At 66.6% G+C, this 19,094-nt stretch carries 18 protein-coding genes and 1 pseudogene; 4 read left to right on the plus strand and 15 right to left on the minus strand.

All coding sequences use genetic code 11. The features are described 5' to 3' along the window. Window positions 1–2: 2 nt before the first annotated feature. Entirely contained in the window at window positions 3–719 is a 717-nt protein-coding gene (locus H4O10_RS00415; RefSeq protein WP_032963270.1) for a response regulator, read from the minus strand. Between the two features lie 47 nt (window positions 720–766). Next, window positions 767–1,231, minus strand: a complete 465-nt coding sequence (locus tag H4O10_RS00420; protein ID WP_044570272.1) for a hypothetical protein — start codon at window positions 1,229–1,231, stop codon at window positions 767–769. 329 nt (window positions 1,232–1,560) lie between these two features. Here H4O10_RS00420 and H4O10_RS00425 point away from each other — a divergent pair, with 329 nt between their 5' ends. Together H4O10_RS00425 and H4O10_RS00430 are read left to right on the plus strand one after the other, a co-directional pair. Then, window positions 1,561–2,742 carry an efflux RND transporter periplasmic adaptor subunit gene (locus H4O10_RS00425; protein ID WP_005409797.1) on the plus strand — a complete coding sequence of 394 codons (1,182 nt, stop codon included), beginning with the start codon at window positions 1,561–1,563 and terminating at the stop codon, window positions 2,740–2,742. A gap of 2 nt (window positions 2,743–2,744) precedes the next feature. Continuing rightward, entirely contained in the window at window positions 2,745–4,688 is a 1,944-nt protein-coding gene (locus H4O10_RS00430) for a MacB family efflux pump subunit (RefSeq protein WP_005409796.1), read from the plus strand. A 117-nt stretch (window positions 4,689–4,805) separates the two neighbouring features. Here the strand turns inward: H4O10_RS00430 and H4O10_RS00435 are convergent, their stop codons facing one another. The 3 genes from H4O10_RS00435 to H4O10_RS00445 all read right to left on the minus strand — a co-directional run bounded on the left by H4O10_RS00435 (window position 4,806) and on the right by H4O10_RS00445 (window position 6,755). After that, entirely contained in the window at window positions 4,806–5,399 is a 594-nt protein-coding gene (locus H4O10_RS00435; RefSeq protein WP_012480370.1) for a mechanosensitive ion channel domain-containing protein, read from the minus strand. 5 nt (window positions 5,400–5,404) lie between these two features. Continuing rightward, a complete protein-coding gene (locus H4O10_RS00440) occupies window positions 5,405–6,271 on the minus strand; it encodes a glucose 1-dehydrogenase (protein ID WP_012480369.1) in 867 nt (288 codons plus the stop codon). 100 nt (window positions 6,272–6,371) lie between these two features. After that, window positions 6,372–6,755 (minus strand): sensory rhodopsin transducer, encoded by a 384-nt coding sequence (locus tag H4O10_RS00445; RefSeq protein WP_182680954.1) that lies wholly within the window; start codon window positions 6,753–6,755, stop codon window positions 6,372–6,374. 59 nt (window positions 6,756–6,814) lie between these two features. Between H4O10_RS00445 and H4O10_RS00450 the strand changes: the two genes are divergently transcribed. Next, the gene (locus tag H4O10_RS00450; RefSeq protein ID WP_012480368.1) at window positions 6,815–7,801 is read left to right on the plus strand and encodes a TIGR03885 family FMN-dependent LLM class oxidoreductase; all 987 of its coding nucleotides are present in this window, start codon (window positions 6,815–6,817) and stop codon (window positions 7,799–7,801) included. On the opposite strand, the gene H4O10_RS00455 is transcribed toward H4O10_RS00450, so the two are convergent. Next, complete coding sequence (locus H4O10_RS00455; RefSeq protein ID WP_012480367.1) at window positions 7,771–9,357, minus strand: alpha-amylase family glycosyl hydrolase; 1,587 nt, start codon at window positions 9,355–9,357, stop codon at window positions 7,771–7,773. The two genes, H4O10_RS00450 and H4O10_RS00455, sit on opposite strands and share 31 nt — an antisense overlap. 161 nt (window positions 9,358–9,518) lie before the next feature. On the opposite strand from H4O10_RS00455, the gene xth reads away from it, so the two are divergent. Then, window positions 9,519–10,310, plus strand: a complete 792-nt coding sequence (gene xth / locus H4O10_RS00460; RefSeq protein ID WP_012480366.1) for an exodeoxyribonuclease III — start codon at window positions 9,519–9,521, stop codon at window positions 10,308–10,310. Here xth and H4O10_RS00465 read toward each other — a convergent pair whose 3' ends face one another. The 9 genes and pseudogenes from H4O10_RS00465 to H4O10_RS00505 form a co-directional block, all read right to left on the minus strand. Further along, window positions 10,311–12,029 carry a PAS domain S-box protein gene (locus H4O10_RS00465; RefSeq protein ID WP_099596126.1) on the minus strand — a complete coding sequence of 573 codons (1,719 nt, stop codon included), beginning with the start codon at window positions 12,027–12,029 and terminating at the stop codon, window positions 10,311–10,313. Window positions 12,030–12,149: 120 nt separating this feature from the next. Beyond that, window positions 12,150–12,344 (minus strand): hypothetical protein, encoded by a 195-nt coding sequence (locus tag H4O10_RS00470; RefSeq protein ID WP_044570268.1) that lies wholly within the window; start codon window positions 12,342–12,344, stop codon window positions 12,150–12,152. Continuing rightward, a pseudogene (locus tag H4O10_RS00475) lies at window positions 12,344–12,980 on the minus strand (DNA-3-methyladenine glycosylase). Before H4O10_RS00475 ends, H4O10_RS00470 begins: the two are co-directional and overlap by 1 nt. Window positions 12,981–13,052: 72 nt before the next feature. Further along, window positions 13,053–14,012 carry a cation diffusion facilitator family transporter gene (locus H4O10_RS00480; protein ID WP_012480362.1) on the minus strand — a complete coding sequence of 320 codons (960 nt, stop codon included), beginning with the start codon at window positions 14,010–14,012 and terminating at the stop codon, window positions 13,053–13,055. 69 nt (window positions 14,013–14,081) lie between these two features. Beyond that, a complete protein-coding gene (locus H4O10_RS00485) occupies window positions 14,082–14,666 on the minus strand; it encodes an AprI/Inh family metalloprotease inhibitor (RefSeq protein WP_044570265.1) in 585 nt (194 codons plus the stop codon). 212 nt (window positions 14,667–14,878) lie between these two features. Further along, entirely contained in the window at window positions 14,879–15,136 is a 258-nt protein-coding gene (locus H4O10_RS00490; protein ID WP_005409784.1) for a hypothetical protein, read from the minus strand. After that, a complete protein-coding gene (locus H4O10_RS00495) occupies window positions 15,133–16,485 on the minus strand; it encodes a membrane protein (protein WP_012480360.1) in 1,353 nt (450 codons plus the stop codon). The genes H4O10_RS00490 and H4O10_RS00495 overlap by 4 nt, the downstream gene beginning before the upstream one ends. Window positions 16,486–16,505: 20 nt before the next feature. Next, window positions 16,506–17,645 carry an SPFH domain-containing protein gene (locus H4O10_RS00500; RefSeq protein WP_005409782.1) on the minus strand — a complete coding sequence of 380 codons (1,140 nt, stop codon included), beginning with the start codon at window positions 17,643–17,645 and terminating at the stop codon, window positions 16,506–16,508. 142 nt (window positions 17,646–17,787) lie between these two features. Further along, entirely contained in the window at window positions 17,788–19,080 is a 1,293-nt protein-coding gene (locus H4O10_RS00505) for a transporter (RefSeq protein ID WP_005409781.1), read from the minus strand. Between the last annotated feature and the right edge of the window lie 14 nt (window positions 19,081–19,094).

A 19,094-nucleotide genomic window follows, 5' to 3' on the forward strand; every position in this document is an offset into this window, starting at 1 on the left:
GTTCAGTCCAGGAAGCGGTAGCCGACACCGCGGATGGTGGCGGGAATGCCGATGATGCCGACGTCCTCGAGCTTGCGGCGCAGCTTGCTGACGTGGCTGTCCACGGTGCGCTCCTGCGCATCGCCTTCCGGCAGGCAGGTCTGGAGAAGATCCAGCCGGCTGTGCACCATGCGCGGTGCGCGCGCCATGTGCACCAGCAGACGGAACTCGGTGAGTGTGAAATTCAAAGCATGCACGTGGTCATCGGTGCGCACGGTGACCTCATGGCTGCGCAGGTCGATCTCGAATGGCCCCTGCCGGATCAGCCCGTTGGGTTCTTCTGCCATGGGCTTCGCGCTACGGCGCAGCACCGCCTGGATGCGGGCGACGATCTCGGCCGGATTGAACGGCTTGGCCACATAGTCGTCGGCGCCGACGCGCAGGCCAGTGAGCTTGTCCACGTCCTGGTCCAGTGCGGTGAGCATGATCACCGGGGTGTTGCCGCGCCGGCGCAGCTCACTCAGGACCTGCCAGCCATCCAACTTCGGCATCTGCACGTCGAGCAGGACCAGGTCGGGGCGCAGCTGGCGGTGGCTGGCGAGGGCGGCTTCGCCATCGGCGGCGCGGGCGCTGCGCAACCCGGAGCGGGCCAGGTAGGCGCCGAGAATGTCAGCAATTTCGCCTTCATCCTCGGCAATCAGCACCAGGGGCGCCTGGTGCGTGCGTGCATCGGTCTTCATTGAACGCTGCAGTTTCCAGTGCGAGATGGGGAGTGCCGGCGGCGGTGTCATCGTGGCCGTTCCAGGGTCTGTGCTTCTTCGTGGGCGGCCCAGGCGAGGGTGGCCAGCACCAGCGTGTGCCGCAGGGCGGGCGCCAGCGTTGCGGTCCCGCGCAGGTGCTGTGCGAGCAGGGCCGATACGGCCGCAGGCAGCTTGCTCCACCGTGATTGCATGCCCGTTGCGTCCACCCGGTCCTGCAAGCGGCGGGCCATGCGGACCAGGGCCCGCAGGCGCCGGGCAAGCAACGCAGCCACCAGGACCGCCGCTATCCCTGCAGGCATGAGACTCAGTCCAGTGCTGGAGGCGGACCAGGCCGCGAAGCCGATCAGCACCAGTGACGCCAGGGTGCCCGTGCGCGCCGAATGGGCGGGGCCTTCGCTGCGGAAGCACACCAGCGCGGCGGCACCGGCGCCCGCCAGCAGGGGCGGCGCCGGGTTCGCGCTGGCAAGCATCCAGGCGCTGGTCGACGCCATTACCAGTGCAAGCAGCCACGGCGAAGGCGCGCACCAGGCGAGATAGGCGCGGCGGACATCGATGGGAGGCAGGTCAGGAAACGGGAGGGACACGGCGGGGACGCAGTCGGCGAGGCCGACAAGGCTAGGGGCCGTTGATGGAGACTTGGTCGAGATTGTGTCGAGATTTCATGGACGCGATCCGTGCCGTTCAGGAGCGGATGCCGTGCCTGAACGGATGTGCGGCCTCCATGCAATCTCCACAGTGGCTCCAAGAAACATCCACCACCACCTTCCAGACTGCGGGTTCTGCGGTCACATCCGATGGCCGCGTGCATGCGAGCCTTCCGATGGACAACCGCAGGACCTGGATCATTGCCGCAATCGTTGCGCTTCTTACGGGCGGCACCGGCTGGTGGCTGTTTGCCGAAAGTGATGATGCCGCGCTGATCACGGCCCCGGCAAGGGTGGCGGACCTGGAAAAGACCGTGCAGGCCGTTGGCCGGGTCAATCCCAAGGAACTGGTGGCGGTGGGTGCGCAGGTATCGGGCCAGGTCAAGCGCCTGCATGTGGTGCTGGGCCAGCGTGTGCACGCTGGTGATCTGATTGCCGAAGTGGATTCGCAGCCGCAGCGCATCGCCCTGCGCAGCGCCGAAGCGGCTGCCAATGCGCTGCGTGCCCAGCATGCCGCCAGCCAGGCGCGCTACGCCCAGGCCATCCGCGTGCATGAGCGCCAGTCGCAGCTGGTGGCGTCGCGGCTGGTTTCGCAGGAAGGTTTCGAGTCCGCGCGGGTGGCGCGCGAAGCGGCGCGCTCTGACGTCGCCGCGCTGCAGGCCCAGATCGAGCAGGCGCTGACCCAGGTGGAGACGGCGCGGATCAACCTGGGCTACACCCGCATCGTCTCACCTTCCGACGGCTACATCGTGGCCATCGTCACCAAGGCCGGGCAGACGCTGAACTCGATGCAGACCACGCCGACCATCGTAATGCTGGCACAGATGGACACGATGACGGTTCGCACCGAGATCGCGGAGGCCGACGTGGAGCTGATCGCGCCTGGCCAACCACTGTGGTTCTCCACGCTGGGGCCGGGCGGACGCCGCTACGAATCGCACCTGCAGCAGCTTGAACCTGCGCCATCGTCGATTGCCGACGTGGCCACCGGCAACACCGGTGGATCGGCGCAGACGCCGAAGGCGGTGTATTACGCCGGGCTGTTTGACGTACCCAATCCGGGCCTGAAACTGAAGCCGTCGATGACGGTGAAGGTGACGATCCAGCTGGCGCGCGCCGCCAACGCGCTGCAGGTGCCGTTGACAGCAGTGTCCGAGAGCGATGACAAGGCGGGCAACCGCGCGACCGTACAGGTGATCGACGCCAAGGGCCGTGCCCGCGAGCGCGCGGTGACGACCGGCCTGCGCACCGCTACTGCGGTGCAGATCCTGTCCGGCCTCAAGGCAGGCGAGAACGTGGTGGTCGGGCAGGCGCCCAGTGGCGCGGAAGCCGAACCCACCAGCCTGCTGGGGATGTGAGCATGGCCGACGCGCTGCTGGAACTGCATGGTGTATCGCGCGCCTACCGCTCGGCCGCCGGCGAGGTGGTGGTGTTGAAGGACGTGTCGCTGCGCATCGCGGCGGGCGAGTTCATCGCCATCATCGGCCCGTCCGGTTCGGGAAAATCCACGCTGATGAACATCTTGGGCTGCCTGGATCGGCCAACCGAAGGCAGCTACCGCGTGCACGGCGCCGCAACCGAGCAGATGTCGCCCGATGAACTGGCGCACCTGCGTCGCGAGCATTTCGGTTTCATCTTCCAGCGCTACAACCTGATGGAGAACCTGAGCGCCACCGAGAACGTGGCCTTGCCCGCCGTCTATGCCGGGGTGGAGGCCGATGCGCGCACCACGCGTGCCCGCCTGCTGCTGGAAACGCTTGGCCTGGGCGAGCGCACCACGAACCGGCCCAGCCAGCTGTCCGGCGGCCAGCAGCAGCGCGTTTCCATTGCGCGTTCGCTGATGAACGGCGGCGCCATCGTGCTGGCCGACGAGCCGACCGGCGCGCTGGATCATGCCAGCGGCAGTCAGGTGATGGTCGAACTCAAGCGCCTGCATGCGCAGGGCCATACCGTGATCCTGGTGACCCATGATGCGGCGATTGCCGCGCACGCTTCACGCGTGATCGAGATCGCGGACGGCCGGGTCGTATCCGACCGTGGTACGGGTGATCCTGCGGTTGCACGCAAGGCCGTCGCGCCCGAGCGCAGCACGGAACCGGGCGCCGAGCGCCGCGCGCGCCTGGATGCGACCAGGGAAGCGGCACGGATGGCGGTACGTTCGATGCTGGCCCATCGCCTGCGCACCTTGCTGACCATGCTGGGCATCATCATCGGCGTGGCTGCGGTGGTGACCGTGGTTGCGTTGGGCAAGGGCGCACAGGCGCAGGTCGAGTCACAGATCAACGAACTGGGTGCCAGTACGCTGGAGATCTTCCCGGGTGCGGATTTCGGCGACCCGCGCTCGGCCGAGATCGAAACGCTGGTCGTGGACGATGCCGATCACCTGGCCGCATTGAGTTACGTAGACAGCGTAAGCCCCAACCTGAGCAGCTCGGTGGCCGCTCTGCAGGGCAACCGGCGCGCCAACACACAGGTGCTTGGCGTGGGCGCTGATCTACCCCGCGTGCGCGGGCTGCGCCTGAAGGCGGGCCGGTTCTTCACCGATGCCGAGGTGGAGGCGCATCGCGCGGTGGCCGTGCTCGACCAGAAGGCGGCCAAGGCACTGTTCAACGGCAATCCGATCGGCGGCACGGTACTGCTGGGCGGCATGCCGGTGGACGTGATCGGTGTGGTGGGTGCCAGTGCATTCGCAGGCGGCGCGACGCCCACGGTCTACGTGCCTTACACCTCGGCGGCCTCGCGGCTGCTTGGCAGCCAGCGGCTGGAGAGCATCACCGTACGCGTGCGCGATGACGTGCCAACCCGTGCAGCTGAGGCCTCGCTGGGTGCGGAACTGCAGCGGCTGCATGGGCGCCGCGATTTCTTCATCTACAACTCGGACCAGATCCGCAAGGCGGTGATGAAATCCAGCCAGACCATGGCGGCGCTGGTCTCGGCGATTGCGGCGGTGGCGCTGGTGGTCGGAGGCGTGGGCGTGATGAACATCATGCTGGTGTCGGTGAAGGAGCGCGTGCGCGAGATCGGTGTGCGGCTGGCAGTGGGGGCCCGGCAGGGCGACATCCTGCGCCAGTTCCTGATCGAGGCCGTGCTGATCTGCCTGTTCGGTGGGGTGCTGGGCGTGTTGTCCGCGTTGGGTGTGGGCGCCTTGTCCAGTTTGCTGTCACTGGGCGTGCCGTTCCTGTTCACGCCTGGGCCGGTGCTCGCCGCGCTGGCATGTTCGTCTGCAATCGGGCTGGGTTTCGGCTACTTCCCGGCCCGCAATGCCGCGCAGCTGGACCCGATCCAGGCATTGGCGGCGGAGTAGGCTCGCCTGCTATGGCACGTGTAAAGCCGAACCCACGCTCGGCTGCTCTCCGTTCAGACCGCGATGCGCCCTGCGCCGCGCGCAGCGAGCCGAGCATGGGTTCGGCGCTACAGCGACTCAGCGCGCCTTGCCTTTGATCGCCACGCTTCCTGGCAGCTGCGAATATCCGCTGTCGCCCCAGTGCCGGGTGATGCGCTGGAAGAACAACGAGTTGGGCACACGCAGCAGGCAACCGCGCGCGCCTTCGCCACGATCACTCAGCGTGGTGTAGATCAGGTTGATGTCCACCACCTGACCACACAGGCCCGGTTTGTCCACGCTTTCCAGCACTTCGATGGTGTCATTGATGCGGAATGGGCGCGTGGCGACGATCAGGAACGAACAGAACAGGTTGGACAACACGCTCCACGCGGCAAAGAACGCCACCGCGCCGACGGCCATGAACCCGGTCAGCGCGGTCCACAGCACCGAGCGCGAAACGCCCAACCGCTCCAGTATCAGCAGCGCGGCCGCCAGATACAGCAGCAAGGCACCGCCGCGACGCAGGCCGACATGAAGCTCTGGAGCCAGCCTGCCGCGCTGCCGGGCCTGCACCAGCAGCCACGCCAGCGCACGCACCATCACCCACGCGACGCCGAGGATGGCCAGCACCTCGGCCACCGGCACAACCACGGTCAGCCAGTCCTCGATCCAGGCAGGCAATCCGGTCATGGAGGCTACAGCGTCGCCGCGCCGCCAGAAATGGTCAGCAGTGCACCAGAGGTATAACTGGCGCTGTCCGAAGCCAGCATCACATAGGCCGATGCCAGTTCGGCTGGCTGGCCGGGGCGGCCGAACGGCGTCTGCGAGCCGAACTGCTCGACCTCCTCGGCGGCCATGCCTGCCGGAATGAACGGCGTCCAGATCGGGCCGGGCAGCACCGCATTGACGCGGATCTGGTGCTCGGCCAGCAGGCCCGCCAGCCCCAGCGTCAGGTTGGCCACCGCGCCCTTGGTTGCGGAGTACGGAAGGATGTTCGGGGTCGGTCGCTTGGAATTGACCGATGCGGTGTTGATGATCGCGCCGCCACCGCGCAGGTGCGGGACGCACAACCGGGTCAGATTGAACACGGCATGGACATTGGTATCGAACGTCCGCTTCCAGTCATCCAGGGTGATGTCGTCGAAGTGCTCGTAGTAGCGCTGGTAGGCCGCGTTGTTGACCAGGATGTCGAGACCGTCCAGCTCGCTGGCCACGCGGTCGACCAGCGAGCGCGCCTGTGCCGGGTCGCTGATGTCACACGGCACCAGTACGGCTTTGCGCCCGGCCTGTTCGATCTGCTGCTGCACATGGCGGGCATCGTCCTGCTCACCATCGAGGAACGCGATGGCAACGTCGGCGCCTTCGCGCGCAAAGGCGATGGCCACGGCTGCGCCGATGCCGCTGTCACCGCCGGTGATCAGTGCCTTTTTGCCCTGCAACAAGCCATGGCCGCGGTAGCTGTCTTCGCCGTGGTCCGGACGCGGTTGCATCTGCGCGGTCTTGCCGGGGAAGGATTGCTGTTGGGCGGGGAAGGGCGGGCGTGGGTAGTCGGGCAGGGCCATCGTCACTCTCCGGAAGGAAACCGGCGCCAGTCTCCCTCCATACGGGTAAACGGCCGGAGGGCGCGGTGTCGTTGCAGCGTGGACGCCTGCGCGGAGGACTTCACAACGGATGGGCGATCGTGGTCATGATGCTGTTGGCCGGTTGCCGTGAATCCAGCCGCGTGTGCTGCACGATGATCGGCTGGTCGGATTCAACGAGGGTGGCAAAGCCGGTGCCGCGCGGCACCGGCGCCGGATGCTGCAGGTCGTTGAAGCGCAGGTGACAGGTGCGTCGCGCCGGCACGGTGACCCTGTAGGGGCCCACCGGATCACGGTCTTCGAAGTAGAGGGTCAGCGTGACATGCGCGGGCTCGTCGCCGGCATTGAGTACGCAGCAGGTTTCGTGACTCTGCATCTCCGGTGACGGGCCGTTGCTCCAGGCTGGAATGTAGCCCTCGGCGATAGCCCAGCGTCGATGCCCGATGCAGGAAGCGTTCGTTTCCATGACGCGGTTTTAGCTGGAGGGGTGTTGCCATCGTGTCCAGTCCCCGCACGGAATCCGTGATGACCATCGGCTACCACGCATCGCATGAGCAGTTCCCGCCCGCCACCTTGCTGGGCCTGGCGCTGCGCGCCGAACAGGCGGGATTCGAGGCCGTGATGTGCTCGGACCATTTCCATCCATGGACGACTGCGCAAGGGCAGTCCGGCCACAGCTGGGTGTGGGCCGGTGCGCTGGCGGTGCAGAGCGCGTTGACCCTGGGCATGGTGACCTGCCCGATGCTGCGCCAGCACCCGGCATTGGTGGCACAGGCAGCGGCGACGCTGGAGCAGCTGGCGCCGGGCCGGATCTGGCTGGCGCTGGGTACCGGCGAGGCCCTGAACGAGCGCATCACCGGCCAGGCGTGGCCAGCCAAGCGCGAGCGGCAGAAGGCACTGCGCGATGCGGCCGAGGTGATGCGGCGGCTGTGGGGTGGCGAGCACGTCGACCACGACGGTGGCTTCCAGGTGCGCCAGGCACGGCTCTACAGTCGCCCGGCGCTTCCCCTGCCGCTGCTGGGTGCAGCGGTCACGGAGGAGACTGCACGTTGGATGGGGGGCTGGGCCGATGGTCTGATCACCATCAGCCAACCGCTGGCGCAGTTACAGCGTGTGGTGGCAGCGTTCGAGGCAGGCGGTGGCAGGGGCAAGCCGATGTACCTGCAGGCCAAGCTCTCCTACGCGCGCGCCGAACAGGCGGCGCTGGAAGGTGCGATGGAGCAGTGGAGTGCCAACGTGCTGTCGCCGGAACTGGCCGAAGGCCTGGACCAGCCCGAACAGTTCGAAGCACAGGCCCGATCGGTCAGCGCCGAGATGGTGCGCCAGCACGTGCATGTCTCGGCAGACCTGGGCCAGCATCGGGCCTGGCTGCAGGAGCTGCAGGGAATGGGGTTCGATCGCATCTACCTGCACAACGTGAACCGCGAGCAGGAACGCTTCATCGATGACTTCGCCGAACACGTGCTGCCCGCGCTGCGCACTCAGGCACCTTCGGCAGCCAGCCACGTATAGCCGTGGCCCTCCAGGTAACAGCGGCGACCCTGCAGCTTGGCGCCGTGGCCCACCAGCGTGTTCAGCGGACCGCGCAGGGGTACGTCCACCTCGACCGGCTCGTCGCCGAAGTTGATCAGTGCCAGTGCCTGATGGGGTGCCTCACCGTAGCGGAGCATCAGCAGCGCAGGTGAGGGCGGGTCGAGCGTGTGAGGACCCTGCTGCAGCGCGGGATGTGCATTGCGCTGCTGCAGCAGCTCGCGCACCCGCAGCAGCAGTGAACCTGGCGTCGCGCGTTGCGCCTCGACGTTCACCGTGCGGTAACCGTAGGGGCCGTCTGCCGGTGGCGCGCGCCAGGCATGCCGCGGTTCTTCGGTGAACCCAGCCCCTGGGCCGTTATGCCAGTGCATCGGCATGCGCACGGCATTGCGCTCGGGCAGTTCCAGGCAATCACCGAGGCCGATCTCTTCGCCATAGCGGATCACCGGCACCTGGCCCAGCGACAGCAGCGCCGCCCAGGCCATGGCCTGCCATGCGATGTCGCCCTCCAGCATCGGTGCCAGCCGGCGGCGGATGCCACGGCCATAGATGCGCATGCCACGCTCAGGGGCGAAGCGTTCCATCACCGCTTCGCGCTCATCCGGCTCCAACTGCTCAAGGTCCAGTTCATCATTGTTGCGCAGCCAGGCAATGCGTGTGTCCGGCGGCGCGTGCGGGCCGTACTCGGCCATGACCCGCGCCACTTCGCTGGCATCGCCACGTGCCAGTGCGAGGAAGAAATGATTGTTGAGGTGGAAATCCAGCAGGTGCGAAAGCCGCCGCCCGTGGCACAGGAAGTCACCGTAGTGGGACGCGCGGACATCCGCTTCGCCGATCAGTGGCAGCCCTGGTTGCTGCGCGTCTGCCGTGGCGCGCATCGCCTCCAGCAGCCACAGCCCACCGTCGCGCGGGTCGGCGTGGCGGGCGCGCTTGACCATGTACGGAACGGCGTCCACGCGGAAGCCGGCCACGCCGCGCTGCAGCCAGAACGTCATTACCCGCAGCAGTTCCTCGCGTACCGGCGCATGGGCCAGGTCGAGGTCTGGCTCGTGCCGGTAGAACATGTGCCGGTTGAACGCGCCGGCCTCGGCATCCCATGTCCAGACAGCGGTCTCGATCGGCGGGAACATCGGCTGCAGGCCGTCGTCAGGCATGTGGTCGCTCCACAGGTACCAGCGGCGCCAGGCCGGGTCGCCCTGCTGTGCGGCGACGAACCACTGGTGCGCGCTGGCGGTGTGCTGCATCACCAGTTCGACGATGATGCCGATGCCGCGCAGGTCGGCCGCATCGACCAGGCGCTGGAAGGCGGTCTCGTCGCCCAGGCGTGGATCGATGCGGTAGTGATCGGTGACATCGTAGCCGCCATCACGGCCGGCGTTGCAGTAGAACGGCAGCAGCCACACATGGCTGATGCCGAGCCACTGCAGGTAGTCCAGCTTTTCGGTGATGCCATCCAGGGTGCCCCAGCCGCGGCCTTGGCTGTCGCGGAACAGATACGGGTCGACCTGGTAGATCGCGCGCAGCGGACGCACCGCCATGGGGCTTCTCCGGCACTGTTCACGGGTGACCAGCCTGCTGTGCGCCGTGGCAGCGGTTCGTGAACCGAATGGCACCGCATCATGACGTGGCATCCATGGCCCGTGCATGCCCGGGCGCGCAGAGTGAATGCTCGTCCCGCTGCGCCGAGGAACCTTTATCCATGCCCCGCCGCAAAACGCTTCGTATTGCGACGTTCAACGTCAACGGCATCGGCACGCGCCTGCCGCAGCTGCTGGACTGGCTGCACAGGGAATCGCCGGACGTGGTTGCCCTGCAGGAACTGAAGGCGACCGACGCCGCGTTTCCCGCTGCGGCATTGGAACAGGCCGGCTACGGTGCACTCTGGCAGGGTGAGGCGCGCTGGAACGGCGTGGCGCTGCTGGCCCGGGGCACCATGCCGGTCGAGAGCCGCCGCCGATTGCCGGGCGAACCCAAGGATACGCAGAGTCGCTACCTGGAGGCGGCGGTGCACGGCGTCATCGTGGGTGCCCTCTACCTGCCCAACGGCAACCCGCAGCCCGGACCCAAGTTCGACTACAAGCTGCGCTGGATGGAACGCCTGATCCGGCATGCACGCAGCCTGGTCGAGCTGCCGCACCCGGCGCTGCTGCTGGGTGATTTCAACGTGATTCCCACAGACGCCGATGTCTATGATCCCAAGGCCTGGCGGCGCGATGCGCTGTTCCAGCCCGAGGTTCGCGATGCCTTCGAGCGGCTGCTCGCGCAGGGCTGGACCGATGCGCTGCGGAAGGTGCACGGCGACGCCACGATCTATACCTTCTGGGACTATTTCCGCCAGCATGCCGAGCGCGACCGTGGGCTGCGCATCGATCATCTGCTGTTGAATCCCGTACTGGCGGAACGACTGAAGGATGCGGGCGTCGACCGTTGGGTGCGGCTGCAGGAAAAGGCCAGCGACCACGCACCGGCTTGGGTGACGGTGCGTGCGTGATCAACGCGCGGCAGGGTCTTCGCGTCGCTCCCGACGCACGCGCGCGCGGGTTCGGTACAGGCGGCTGTCCGCCTTCTGGATGGTGTCGGCCACGGGCTCACCGGCCGTGTTGATGGCCGCGCCCATCGAGAACGCGCTGGGCGAAAGCGCGGCGTGGTCCTGGTACCAGTGCTCGAGTTCGCTTAGGCGGCCATTCGCTGGCGCGACCAGCACTACCATGAACTCGTCGCCACCCAGCCGTACCACGGTCTCGTCCTTGCCCAGCGGCGAGCGCAGGAAGGTGGCGAACTCGACCAGCACGGCATCGCCACGGCGGTGGCCCTGGGTGTCGTTGATGTGCTTGAAATGGTCCAGATCGAACATCACGCAGGCCCAGCGCTCGTCAATCAGTTCATCCAGCCGGTGCAGGTAACGCCGGTTGTAGCACTGCGTGAGCGGATCCTTGAAGGACATGTCGCGCAGCTGCTGCTCCTGCATCCTCAGCGCGGTGACGTCCTGTGCATGCCCCAGCACGTAGGGCGGGCTGGCTTCGTTGTCGAGCACGTTGTGGTACGCCCAGTAGTGGCGCGTACCATCGGCGGCAATCAGCTCGATCACGCCAGCGTCGGTGTGGTTTGCCTGGATCCGGGCGAGGTAGGCCCTGAAGCCTTCGCGTTGTTCCGGCGGCATCAAGTCACACAGGCTGCGCCCGATCATCTGGCTTTCCTCGAAGCCCAGTGACTGCACCGCCGCCGGATTCACCGAGGTCAATGTGCCGTCCAGCGTGTGGGTGCAGATCAGGCCCAGGCTGTAGTGGAACAGCCGACGGTAGCGGGTTTCGCTCGCTTCCAGCGCGTCCAGCGCGGCTCGTTCGTCCGTGATGTCCTGGATTGCCCCGACCAGGCGCGGATGGCCGTCGACCTGTTGCCGGCTGCCGACCACCCGGGTCCAGATCGCGCGCCCGTCGGCCGTGGTCATCGGCAGCTGTACTTCCCAGGATGTTCCCTCGTCGATGCAGCGCTGTACCGCCGCCTGGATGATATTGCGGCTGTCCTCGCGATAGAACGAGAGTGCGGTCTCCAACGTGGGCGTGAAGTTGCTGCGTACGCCATGCAACTGCTTGGTTTCCCGTGTCCAGCGCACCTCGTTGGTCAGCAGGTCCATCTCCCAGCCGCCTACCCGTGCGGCACGGTTGGTACGCTCCAGGAAGTCCTCACTGCGTTTCAGCTCGCGATGCAGCGCCTTGGCCTGGCCAACCTGCGCCATGAGGGTGCTGCGCTGTTCCAGCACCTGGGTAGTGACCCGAGCCAGATGCACCATCAGTTCACGCTGGGAGGGTGACAGCACACCGGGCATCGGGTCGAGCAGGCACAGCGTGCCGATGCGTGCGCCGTGCGTCGACCCCAGGGGAATGCCGGCGTAGTGGCGGATGCGCGGCCCACCGGTGACCAGCGGATTGGTGGAAAAGCGTGGGTCCTGGCGCGCATCGGGAATCTCGAACAGCTCGTCCTGGCGTATGGCATGGGTGCAGAAGGAGATCTCGCGGGCGGTCTCGCTGACGCCCTCCAGGCCGATGTTGGCCTTGAACCATTGGCGGTCTTCGGCCACCACGGTGATCAGGCCCATGGTCAGGCCGGTCGCGGCGCGGGCCGCGGCAACGATGGCATCGAACACCGGCTCCGGTGGCGTATCCAACAGGTGCAGTCGTTCGATTTCGAGCAGTCGTTCGGCTTCGTCCATGGCGCTTTTCAGGGCTGGGTGGCGAGGGCGGTTGCGGCGGCTGGCTCGCGCTACGCTAGTGTGCGCGCCGTTATGTATCGCCACGGCGGGGTGATGCCGATGTGAGGTGGGCGCGCCGGCTCAGTGCCGTTGGAGCGAGGCCTGCAAGGCGGTGGCCAGTGCAGCGTCTCCGGATACCAGATCCTGCCAGCGCAGTGTGATGCCCTTGCGTCGCCCCTTCTCAACCAGCTTGAGGCCCTCAGGGGCCACGGTGAGAGTGTAGGGTTGGCCGTCGATGTGCAGTTCGCGGCGCAGTGGCTTGTCGAGCGGGGTCATCATCGTTTCCTCGCTGGGGCGGAAGCGCGACGTGGCTGGATCGATACGTGACGATGATCACGGATGTGCCAACGCCAGGGGAAATCAACAGCGCGGGTGATGCCGATGCGGGGCCCGACCACTGGATCCTCCGGCGGCGACACGCCGTCGCTGGCGATGACAATGCCGTGGTTGCCGGTCACCAGATCAGCGCCGTCGAAGCTGCGGTCCAGCCCGAAGGCCTGCGAGAGCTTGCCGGGCCCGCTGGCCAGATCGTGGTCGCGGCGCGCGGCGGGACGCAGTTCGCGCATGCGCTCCAGGCCCACCAGCGGCTCGATGGCCCGCAGCAGCACCGCCACGCCTTCACCCACTTCGCCGCAGACAACGTTGCTGCCCCAGTGCATGCCGTAAGTGAAGTAGACATACAGGTGGCCGGCCTCGCCGAACATGCTGGCCGTGCGCGGCGTCTGCCCGCGATAGGAGTGTGCGGCCGGATCGACACTGCCCGCGTAGGCTTCGACTTCAACGATGCGACCGGCCCGGCCATCGTCACGGACCAGGAGTTTGTTGAGCAGCTCGGGCGCAACCTCGACGGGCGGGCGCCGGTAGAAGCTGCGGGGGGAGGATCTGAAGAGAGGCGGGCAACCAATCCGGCACGGTAGAGGCAGGCTCGGGAAAACGGTGATGGCACTGTGGCACCAGACAGGTGAAACGGGCGCAGACGCAGTGTCATTCCTGCGCAGGCGGAACGGCCAGTGCCGCGCGGCGGGAGGCATAGACCTCGGGTGTCTGCGGCTTGATGAACAGTGCCACCAGTTCCGGATACTCGCGCTTCACGGCTGATTCGATGCGGGTGATGCACGCCTCGATCTGCGGTGTCTTCCGGTCATCCTCGAACTCGGCGCTGAGCATGGCCACGACCTGTTCGGGGCCCATCTGCATGGTGGTCACGCCATTTGCGCGGCGCAGGTCGGGATCGGTTTCCGCCACGGCCATGATCCGCTCGGCCACGGCCGGGTGGGCCGGCTCACCCACCAGCAGTCCCTTGGTTTCGCGTGCGAGAAGAAAGGCGGTGGCGGCAAGCACGCCGGCGATGCACAGCGACGCCACACCATCAAGCACCGGCATGTCCAGGGCCTGGGCGGCCACGAGCCCGATCAGTGCGAAACCCAGGCCGAGCAGGGCCGCGCTATCCTCCAGCAGCACGGTGAAGGTGGACGGATCCTTGCTGCGACGGAAGGCTTCGAAGTAGCCCAGTTTGCCCTTGGTACGCCGGAACTCCCGTAGCGCGACCCACCATGAAGCCCCCTCGAACAGGATGGAGATGCCCAGCACGCTGTAGCTCAACGCGTGGTTGGTGGCCGGCTCCGGCCGGCGGATGTGCTGGATGCCCTCGTAGGCCGACACACCGGCGCCGGCGGCGAACACCAGCAGGCCGACGATGAAGCTCCAGAAGTACAGCTCGCGGCCGTAGCCGAACGGATGCACGGGGTCTGGCGCCTTGCCGGCGCGGCGCAGGCCGTACAAGAGCAGGAGTTCATTCAATGTGTCGACCAGCGAATGCACGCCCTCACTGAGCATGGCCGAGCTGCCGGAGATGCCGGCAGCAATGAACTTGGCGATGGCGATGGCCAGGTTGCCCGCGAGGGCGGCGTAGATGACCAGACGGGAACCGGTGGGAGCGGACATTTCGGCGGCGGGGTGAGGCGGATCCCTGATCTTCCTGATCAGCGCGTGCCTACTGTGTGCACGGTGCGATCAGCGCCCCTTGGGATTGAGGTACAAACGCGCCCCATCCGATTCACGGTAGCCCGTCCAGCGCCCACCGCCTGACGCGCGGAAGCGCCCGAACACGGTGTTGCTGGTGTCGGTGAGCAGCAGCTGATTGCCCGACAGTACCCAACGGTTGGCCGAGAAGAAGCCATCCGGGCAGCCGGCGGGCACGTAGGCACTGTAGCCGCCGAACCACTCGATGTTCTTCAGCTCGATGGAGCAGGTGTTGCCGTTCTCCTGGCCCAGCGTCCAGCTGCCGAACAGATCGCTGTCGCGCACATCGCGGCCGCCACGGTGGCGGTCGTGGCCCGAGTCGTCGTTGTCGTCGTGGAAACCGAAGCCCACGTCGATCTCTTTGCTTTCGCTGCGTGACTCGGACTGCGAGCTGCCGCTGGTGGTGGTCTGGGTGGTCACCGCGCCACTGCTCTGGGTCTGGGTGCTGCTGGATTGCGTGGTCTGGTCGGTGTGGGTGGTCTGTTCGCCGAAGCCGAACGAGGCGTCCTGGGCAAGGGCGGGCAGGGCCAGGAAGTACAACGCCGGCAGGCAGCTACGGGCAAGCAGGGCAGCCATCGCAGGATCCTCGGAAGGGTGGATCGCGCGAGTATCGAACCGGTGGGGTGGGAGACGGTGTGAGGGCGCGCCCTGAGGCAAGCCAGCCAGGAACAGGTGCTGTCCGCTGAAGGGTAGTGCCGGCCGCTGGCCGGCTCCCCTTTTGACGCCCAGAGACCGAAGGAATGCCGGCCAGCGGCCGGGCACTTCCCGCAGCCAGGCATGGCCTGGCGCTACGGGTCGGGCTTCACCCTCACCACCCGTTTCCGGTACTCGTACACGTTGTCACCGCGGATGCGCTTTTCCTCGGTGCCGGTGACCCGGCCCACCTGCTGGTCCGAACCGGTCACGGGCTGTGCCTCGATTTCGGTCTCGTGCTCGAAGGAATGCGATTTGTCGGTGTTGCGGTAATAGCGGTACAGCGCCCAGTACAGCGCGGTTGCGCCGGCTGGACCTGCCGCCAACAGCCAGAGGCCACTGTCGTCGCTCATGTCGATGCCACCAGGAAGGCAATTGCGAGGGCTTCAATGACGGTGCCAGTGGCCAGTGCCGCCAGCAGCATCTTCCATTGCTGCACGGGCACACTGCCCATGGTTTCGCCTGTACGGCCATTGACTGCGATGTAGTGCAGCATGCCGCCGTTCTTTCCGGGCTGGTGGTAGGAGTACAACCAGACCGGCAGGTACATCGACACCCAGCGGGTGCCATGCACCTCCAGCTGTTCCTGCTCCCAGCGCACGCCACGGTTGTAGCGCTTCACCGAACCTTCCACCTGTGCGCGGGCAATCGACAGCAGCTGGTCTTCCAGCCGCGGCCGCAGCTTTTCCACATCCAGGTTGCGCTTCTCCGAAGTGAAGCCGGCCAGGTACGAGGCGTTCCACTTCACCGCGTTCTTGGTATCGAACGGCAGGATGGTGTTGATGATGTTGTTGGTGTTGGCGCGGATATCAAGATTCCCGCGCTCGGCCGAGGATTCCAGCGGCAGGTCATCAACGGTGAAATCGACCTGGCGTTCGACCTGGTAGACATCGGCGTCGTAGAGGGTGCGCTTGTTCTTCTCGCTGCCCACCGTGTACTCGCGCGTCTTGATCTCGCCCTTGCCGGCCACGGCCGCGCTGACATTGCTGTCGACGATCATGTAGGGGAGGAACACGCCCACCACGTTTTCCGGGGTGAACTGGTCCTTGAACGCTTTCAGCGCGAACATGCGGCGCTTGTCGACGAACTGGCGGATGCGCGCGACCGCGTCGTCCTTCTTGATATGGAAGGGCAGCACTGCATCAGGTACCGCGCCATTGCTGATCTGTTCGTTGACGCCGAATACGTGGCGGCACCAGTGGCAGCGCGCCGTCATCGTGCTTTCGGTATTGACCGTGACTTCGGCGCCGCAGCCGGTGCACTTGAAAGTCATCAACGCCGAGGTGTCGGCATCGATGTCGCGTGCGCCGGACGCGATGACGGTGCCGCGCAGCTGGTCGATGGCTTCGCCCAGCCCGAATTCCTCCTCGACCCGCGCGCCATGCCATTCGTGACGGCAGTACAGGCAGACGAGGATGTCGGTGCCGGCCTTGGGCCGGATGTCGGTGGCGCCGCACTTCGGGCAGCGGTTGAGGCCGTCCTTCAGCTCGCTGGCCGAGGTATCGATGGCCACGGGATCGGGCGCTTCCACTTCATCGCGGATGGCCTGCGGCAGCTTCGAGGTGTCCAGCGGGAAGCTGCCGGGCAGGGGAGGGACGTCCTGCGGCGAACCGGGCCCATCCAACGACGCCGCCGGCAGGGGCGGCGGCGTCGCGGGCGCGGATCCGGGCAGCGGCGGTGGGCCGTTTCGGGGATCGGACATGTCGGTTGTGCGTCCTGCTGTTACAGGCCCAGTGCCTTGGCCTTGAGCGCGTCGTAATCGCTCTGGGTGATCAAGCCCAGGTCCAGCATTTCCTTGGCCTTCTTCAGCTTGGCGACCGGATCGTCGGCAGCCGGGGTGGCCGGCTGCTGCATGCCGCCGACACCGAACATGCCCGAGGCCATGCCGACACCGACCAGGCCCGCCGCACCGCCGTTCTCGCCGGCCGACTGGATGCCCTGGGCGACGCTGGCCTGCAGGTTGGAATTGCCGCGCGAACCGGACAGCGCATCGGCGCGCTGCACGGTCTTCAGCAGTTCGCGGGTGTTGGCGTCGTACTCGATCGAGACGATGGCGGTCTTGACGATGGCCAGGCCGCGGTCGGACTTCCACTGGTAACCCTGCTCGACGGCGGCCGACAGGCTCTGCGCGAAGCCCAGCGAGTCCTGCTGCAGCTTGGTGATGCGGTTGCCCTTGCCCGGATCGTTGGTATACAGGCTGAAGGCCGGGGCCAGCGAACCGACCACTTCATTGAACAGCTGGCTGGCAGCGGCGTTGTCCAGATCGGTGAAGTCGAACACCTGGCCCGGCCGCAGGTAGCTGGCCGGTACGAAATTCTTCACGAACAGGATCGGGTCGACGATCTTCAGCGTGTACGAGCCGCGGGTGATCGCACCGACCTGGGTATTGAGGAAACCGTCGTCCCAGTAGATTTCCGACTGGGTGCCGAAGCGGTTGTCCGGCAGTTCCTTCAGCGAGACGAAGTAGGCCGCCTGCTGCGCGCCCGGCTGGCCGCCGAACTTGAAGCGTTCCCAGCTCTGCTTGATGAAGGTGCTGACCAGGCCGTCGCCGGCGAAGATCGACTGCGAGTTCAGATCGTCGGAGCGCCACTCGTAGCCACCCGGTTCGGCGACGAATGCGGTGATCGCGCCATCCTGGAACAGCAGCAGGCCGTAGCCTTCCGGCACGATGATCTTCGAGCCGTTGGTGATGATGTTGGACGAGCCGCTGGTGTTGGAGCCGCGGCCGGCATTGGTGCCCTGCGGCACCGCCGCGAACAGGGCGGCCGTGGACGGCAGGCCCGCCGGCACGGTGTAGAAGTCCTTCCACTGGTCGGCCAGCACACCGCCAACCGCACCCTTCACCGCCTGTACCAGACCCATGTCCAACTCCCTGTGATTCAAGGGCAGGCACCATGCCTGCCGAGCTGGACTGAATATAGCAGCGGGCAGGGACCGCTGTGGTGCCGGAAGATGAATCCGGGCCATGCCGATGCACGGCGCAGCGCCGTGCCTGGCGCTGTTGCTACAACATGTACGGAATCTTGAACGCCAACGTGAAGTCCGGCGCATCCGGGGTCAGCCCGATGCCCAGCAGCGTCACCAGCGTGGTGTGCTGGTTCAACGCATAAGTCACGCCCAGGTTCAGGGATGCCGCATTGGCATCACTGCCGATCACCTTCATCCACTTGCCGCCCTGGAAGCGGGTGGAGGCGCGGGCGCTGATGCGGTCACTGAAGGACAGACTCAGGCTGGTCCGCTCGTTGAACGCAAAGGCCACGCCTGCGCCGAAGTACACCGAGCCACCCAGCTTCACGTCGCCCGGATTGACCGTGTCCGGATTGCTGTCGATGTCGTTGAATCCGCGCGGGATGGAGTGCACATAGCCGATGTTGGCGAACAGGATGGCCGGGTCGGCGGTCTTCACCATCGACAGGCCGAGGTTGGCCTGCCATACGCCGTTGCCGGTGGGCTGCTCGCGCGGCACGGCGAAGCGGATGTAGTCATCGTCATCGCGCTCGATCACCTTCCAGTCCAGGCCGTAGGGTGCGCGTCCAGTGGGGGCGGTGACGCCGGCCGTGAGCACAGTCTCCGGGCGCCAGCCGCGTTCGCCGAACAGCCGGTAGTTCGCGCTCAGGCCAATGTCGCCCAGGCCGTTGCCGTTGGTCTGCTCCTGCGCGATGGCGGCTGCTGCACCGCCGGCGCCGCCTTTCTGGTACACGGTGCGCCGCGCCAGGTAGGGCACATCCAGGTTGAGCGTCAGGTTCGGGCTGACGCCCCAGCGGGCCGCCACGTTGTAGGTCAGCGAGTCGGACTCCACGTTCTCGATGGCGATATTGCCGAGGAAGATGGCGTCCAACGCGAGGAAGCCGTTGAGGGTGAGCTGCTTGCGGTCGTAGCGTGCGTAGGTGAGGCTGTTCTCGATGGTGAAGCGGCGCGAGAACAGGGCCGATTGCTGCTGCTTCACATCGTCCACGCTGCGCCGCGACTCCTGCCTGGCCTGTTGTGCTTCTGCGGCGGTACTGGCGTAACCCTCGCTGCTCGGTGGAGCCGCGGCGGCCGCTGCCTGCGCCAATGGCGCGGCCGGTGGGGTCGAGGCTGGGCCAACCCGCCCGCCCAGGCGCGCCTGCATGGCCTGCACCTGCATGTCCAGCTCGCGCAACCGCCGCACTTCCTGTGCGTAGTTGGCCTTCAGCTGTTCCAGCTGGTTGGCCAGGGCCTGCACGTCGGCGCCATCATCCGGCGTCGTCGGTGCGGCAAGGGCGGTGCCCGCCAGCGCCGCCAGCGCCAACGGGGTGATCCTCATCAGGGTGTGCATGATCGTGTCCTGCG

This window comes from Stenotrophomonas sp. I18B00994 (assembly GCF_014145825.1).
GTDB classification, from domain to species: domain Bacteria; phylum Pseudomonadota; class Gammaproteobacteria; order Xanthomonadales; family Xanthomonadaceae; genus Stenotrophomonas; species Stenotrophomonas maltophilia.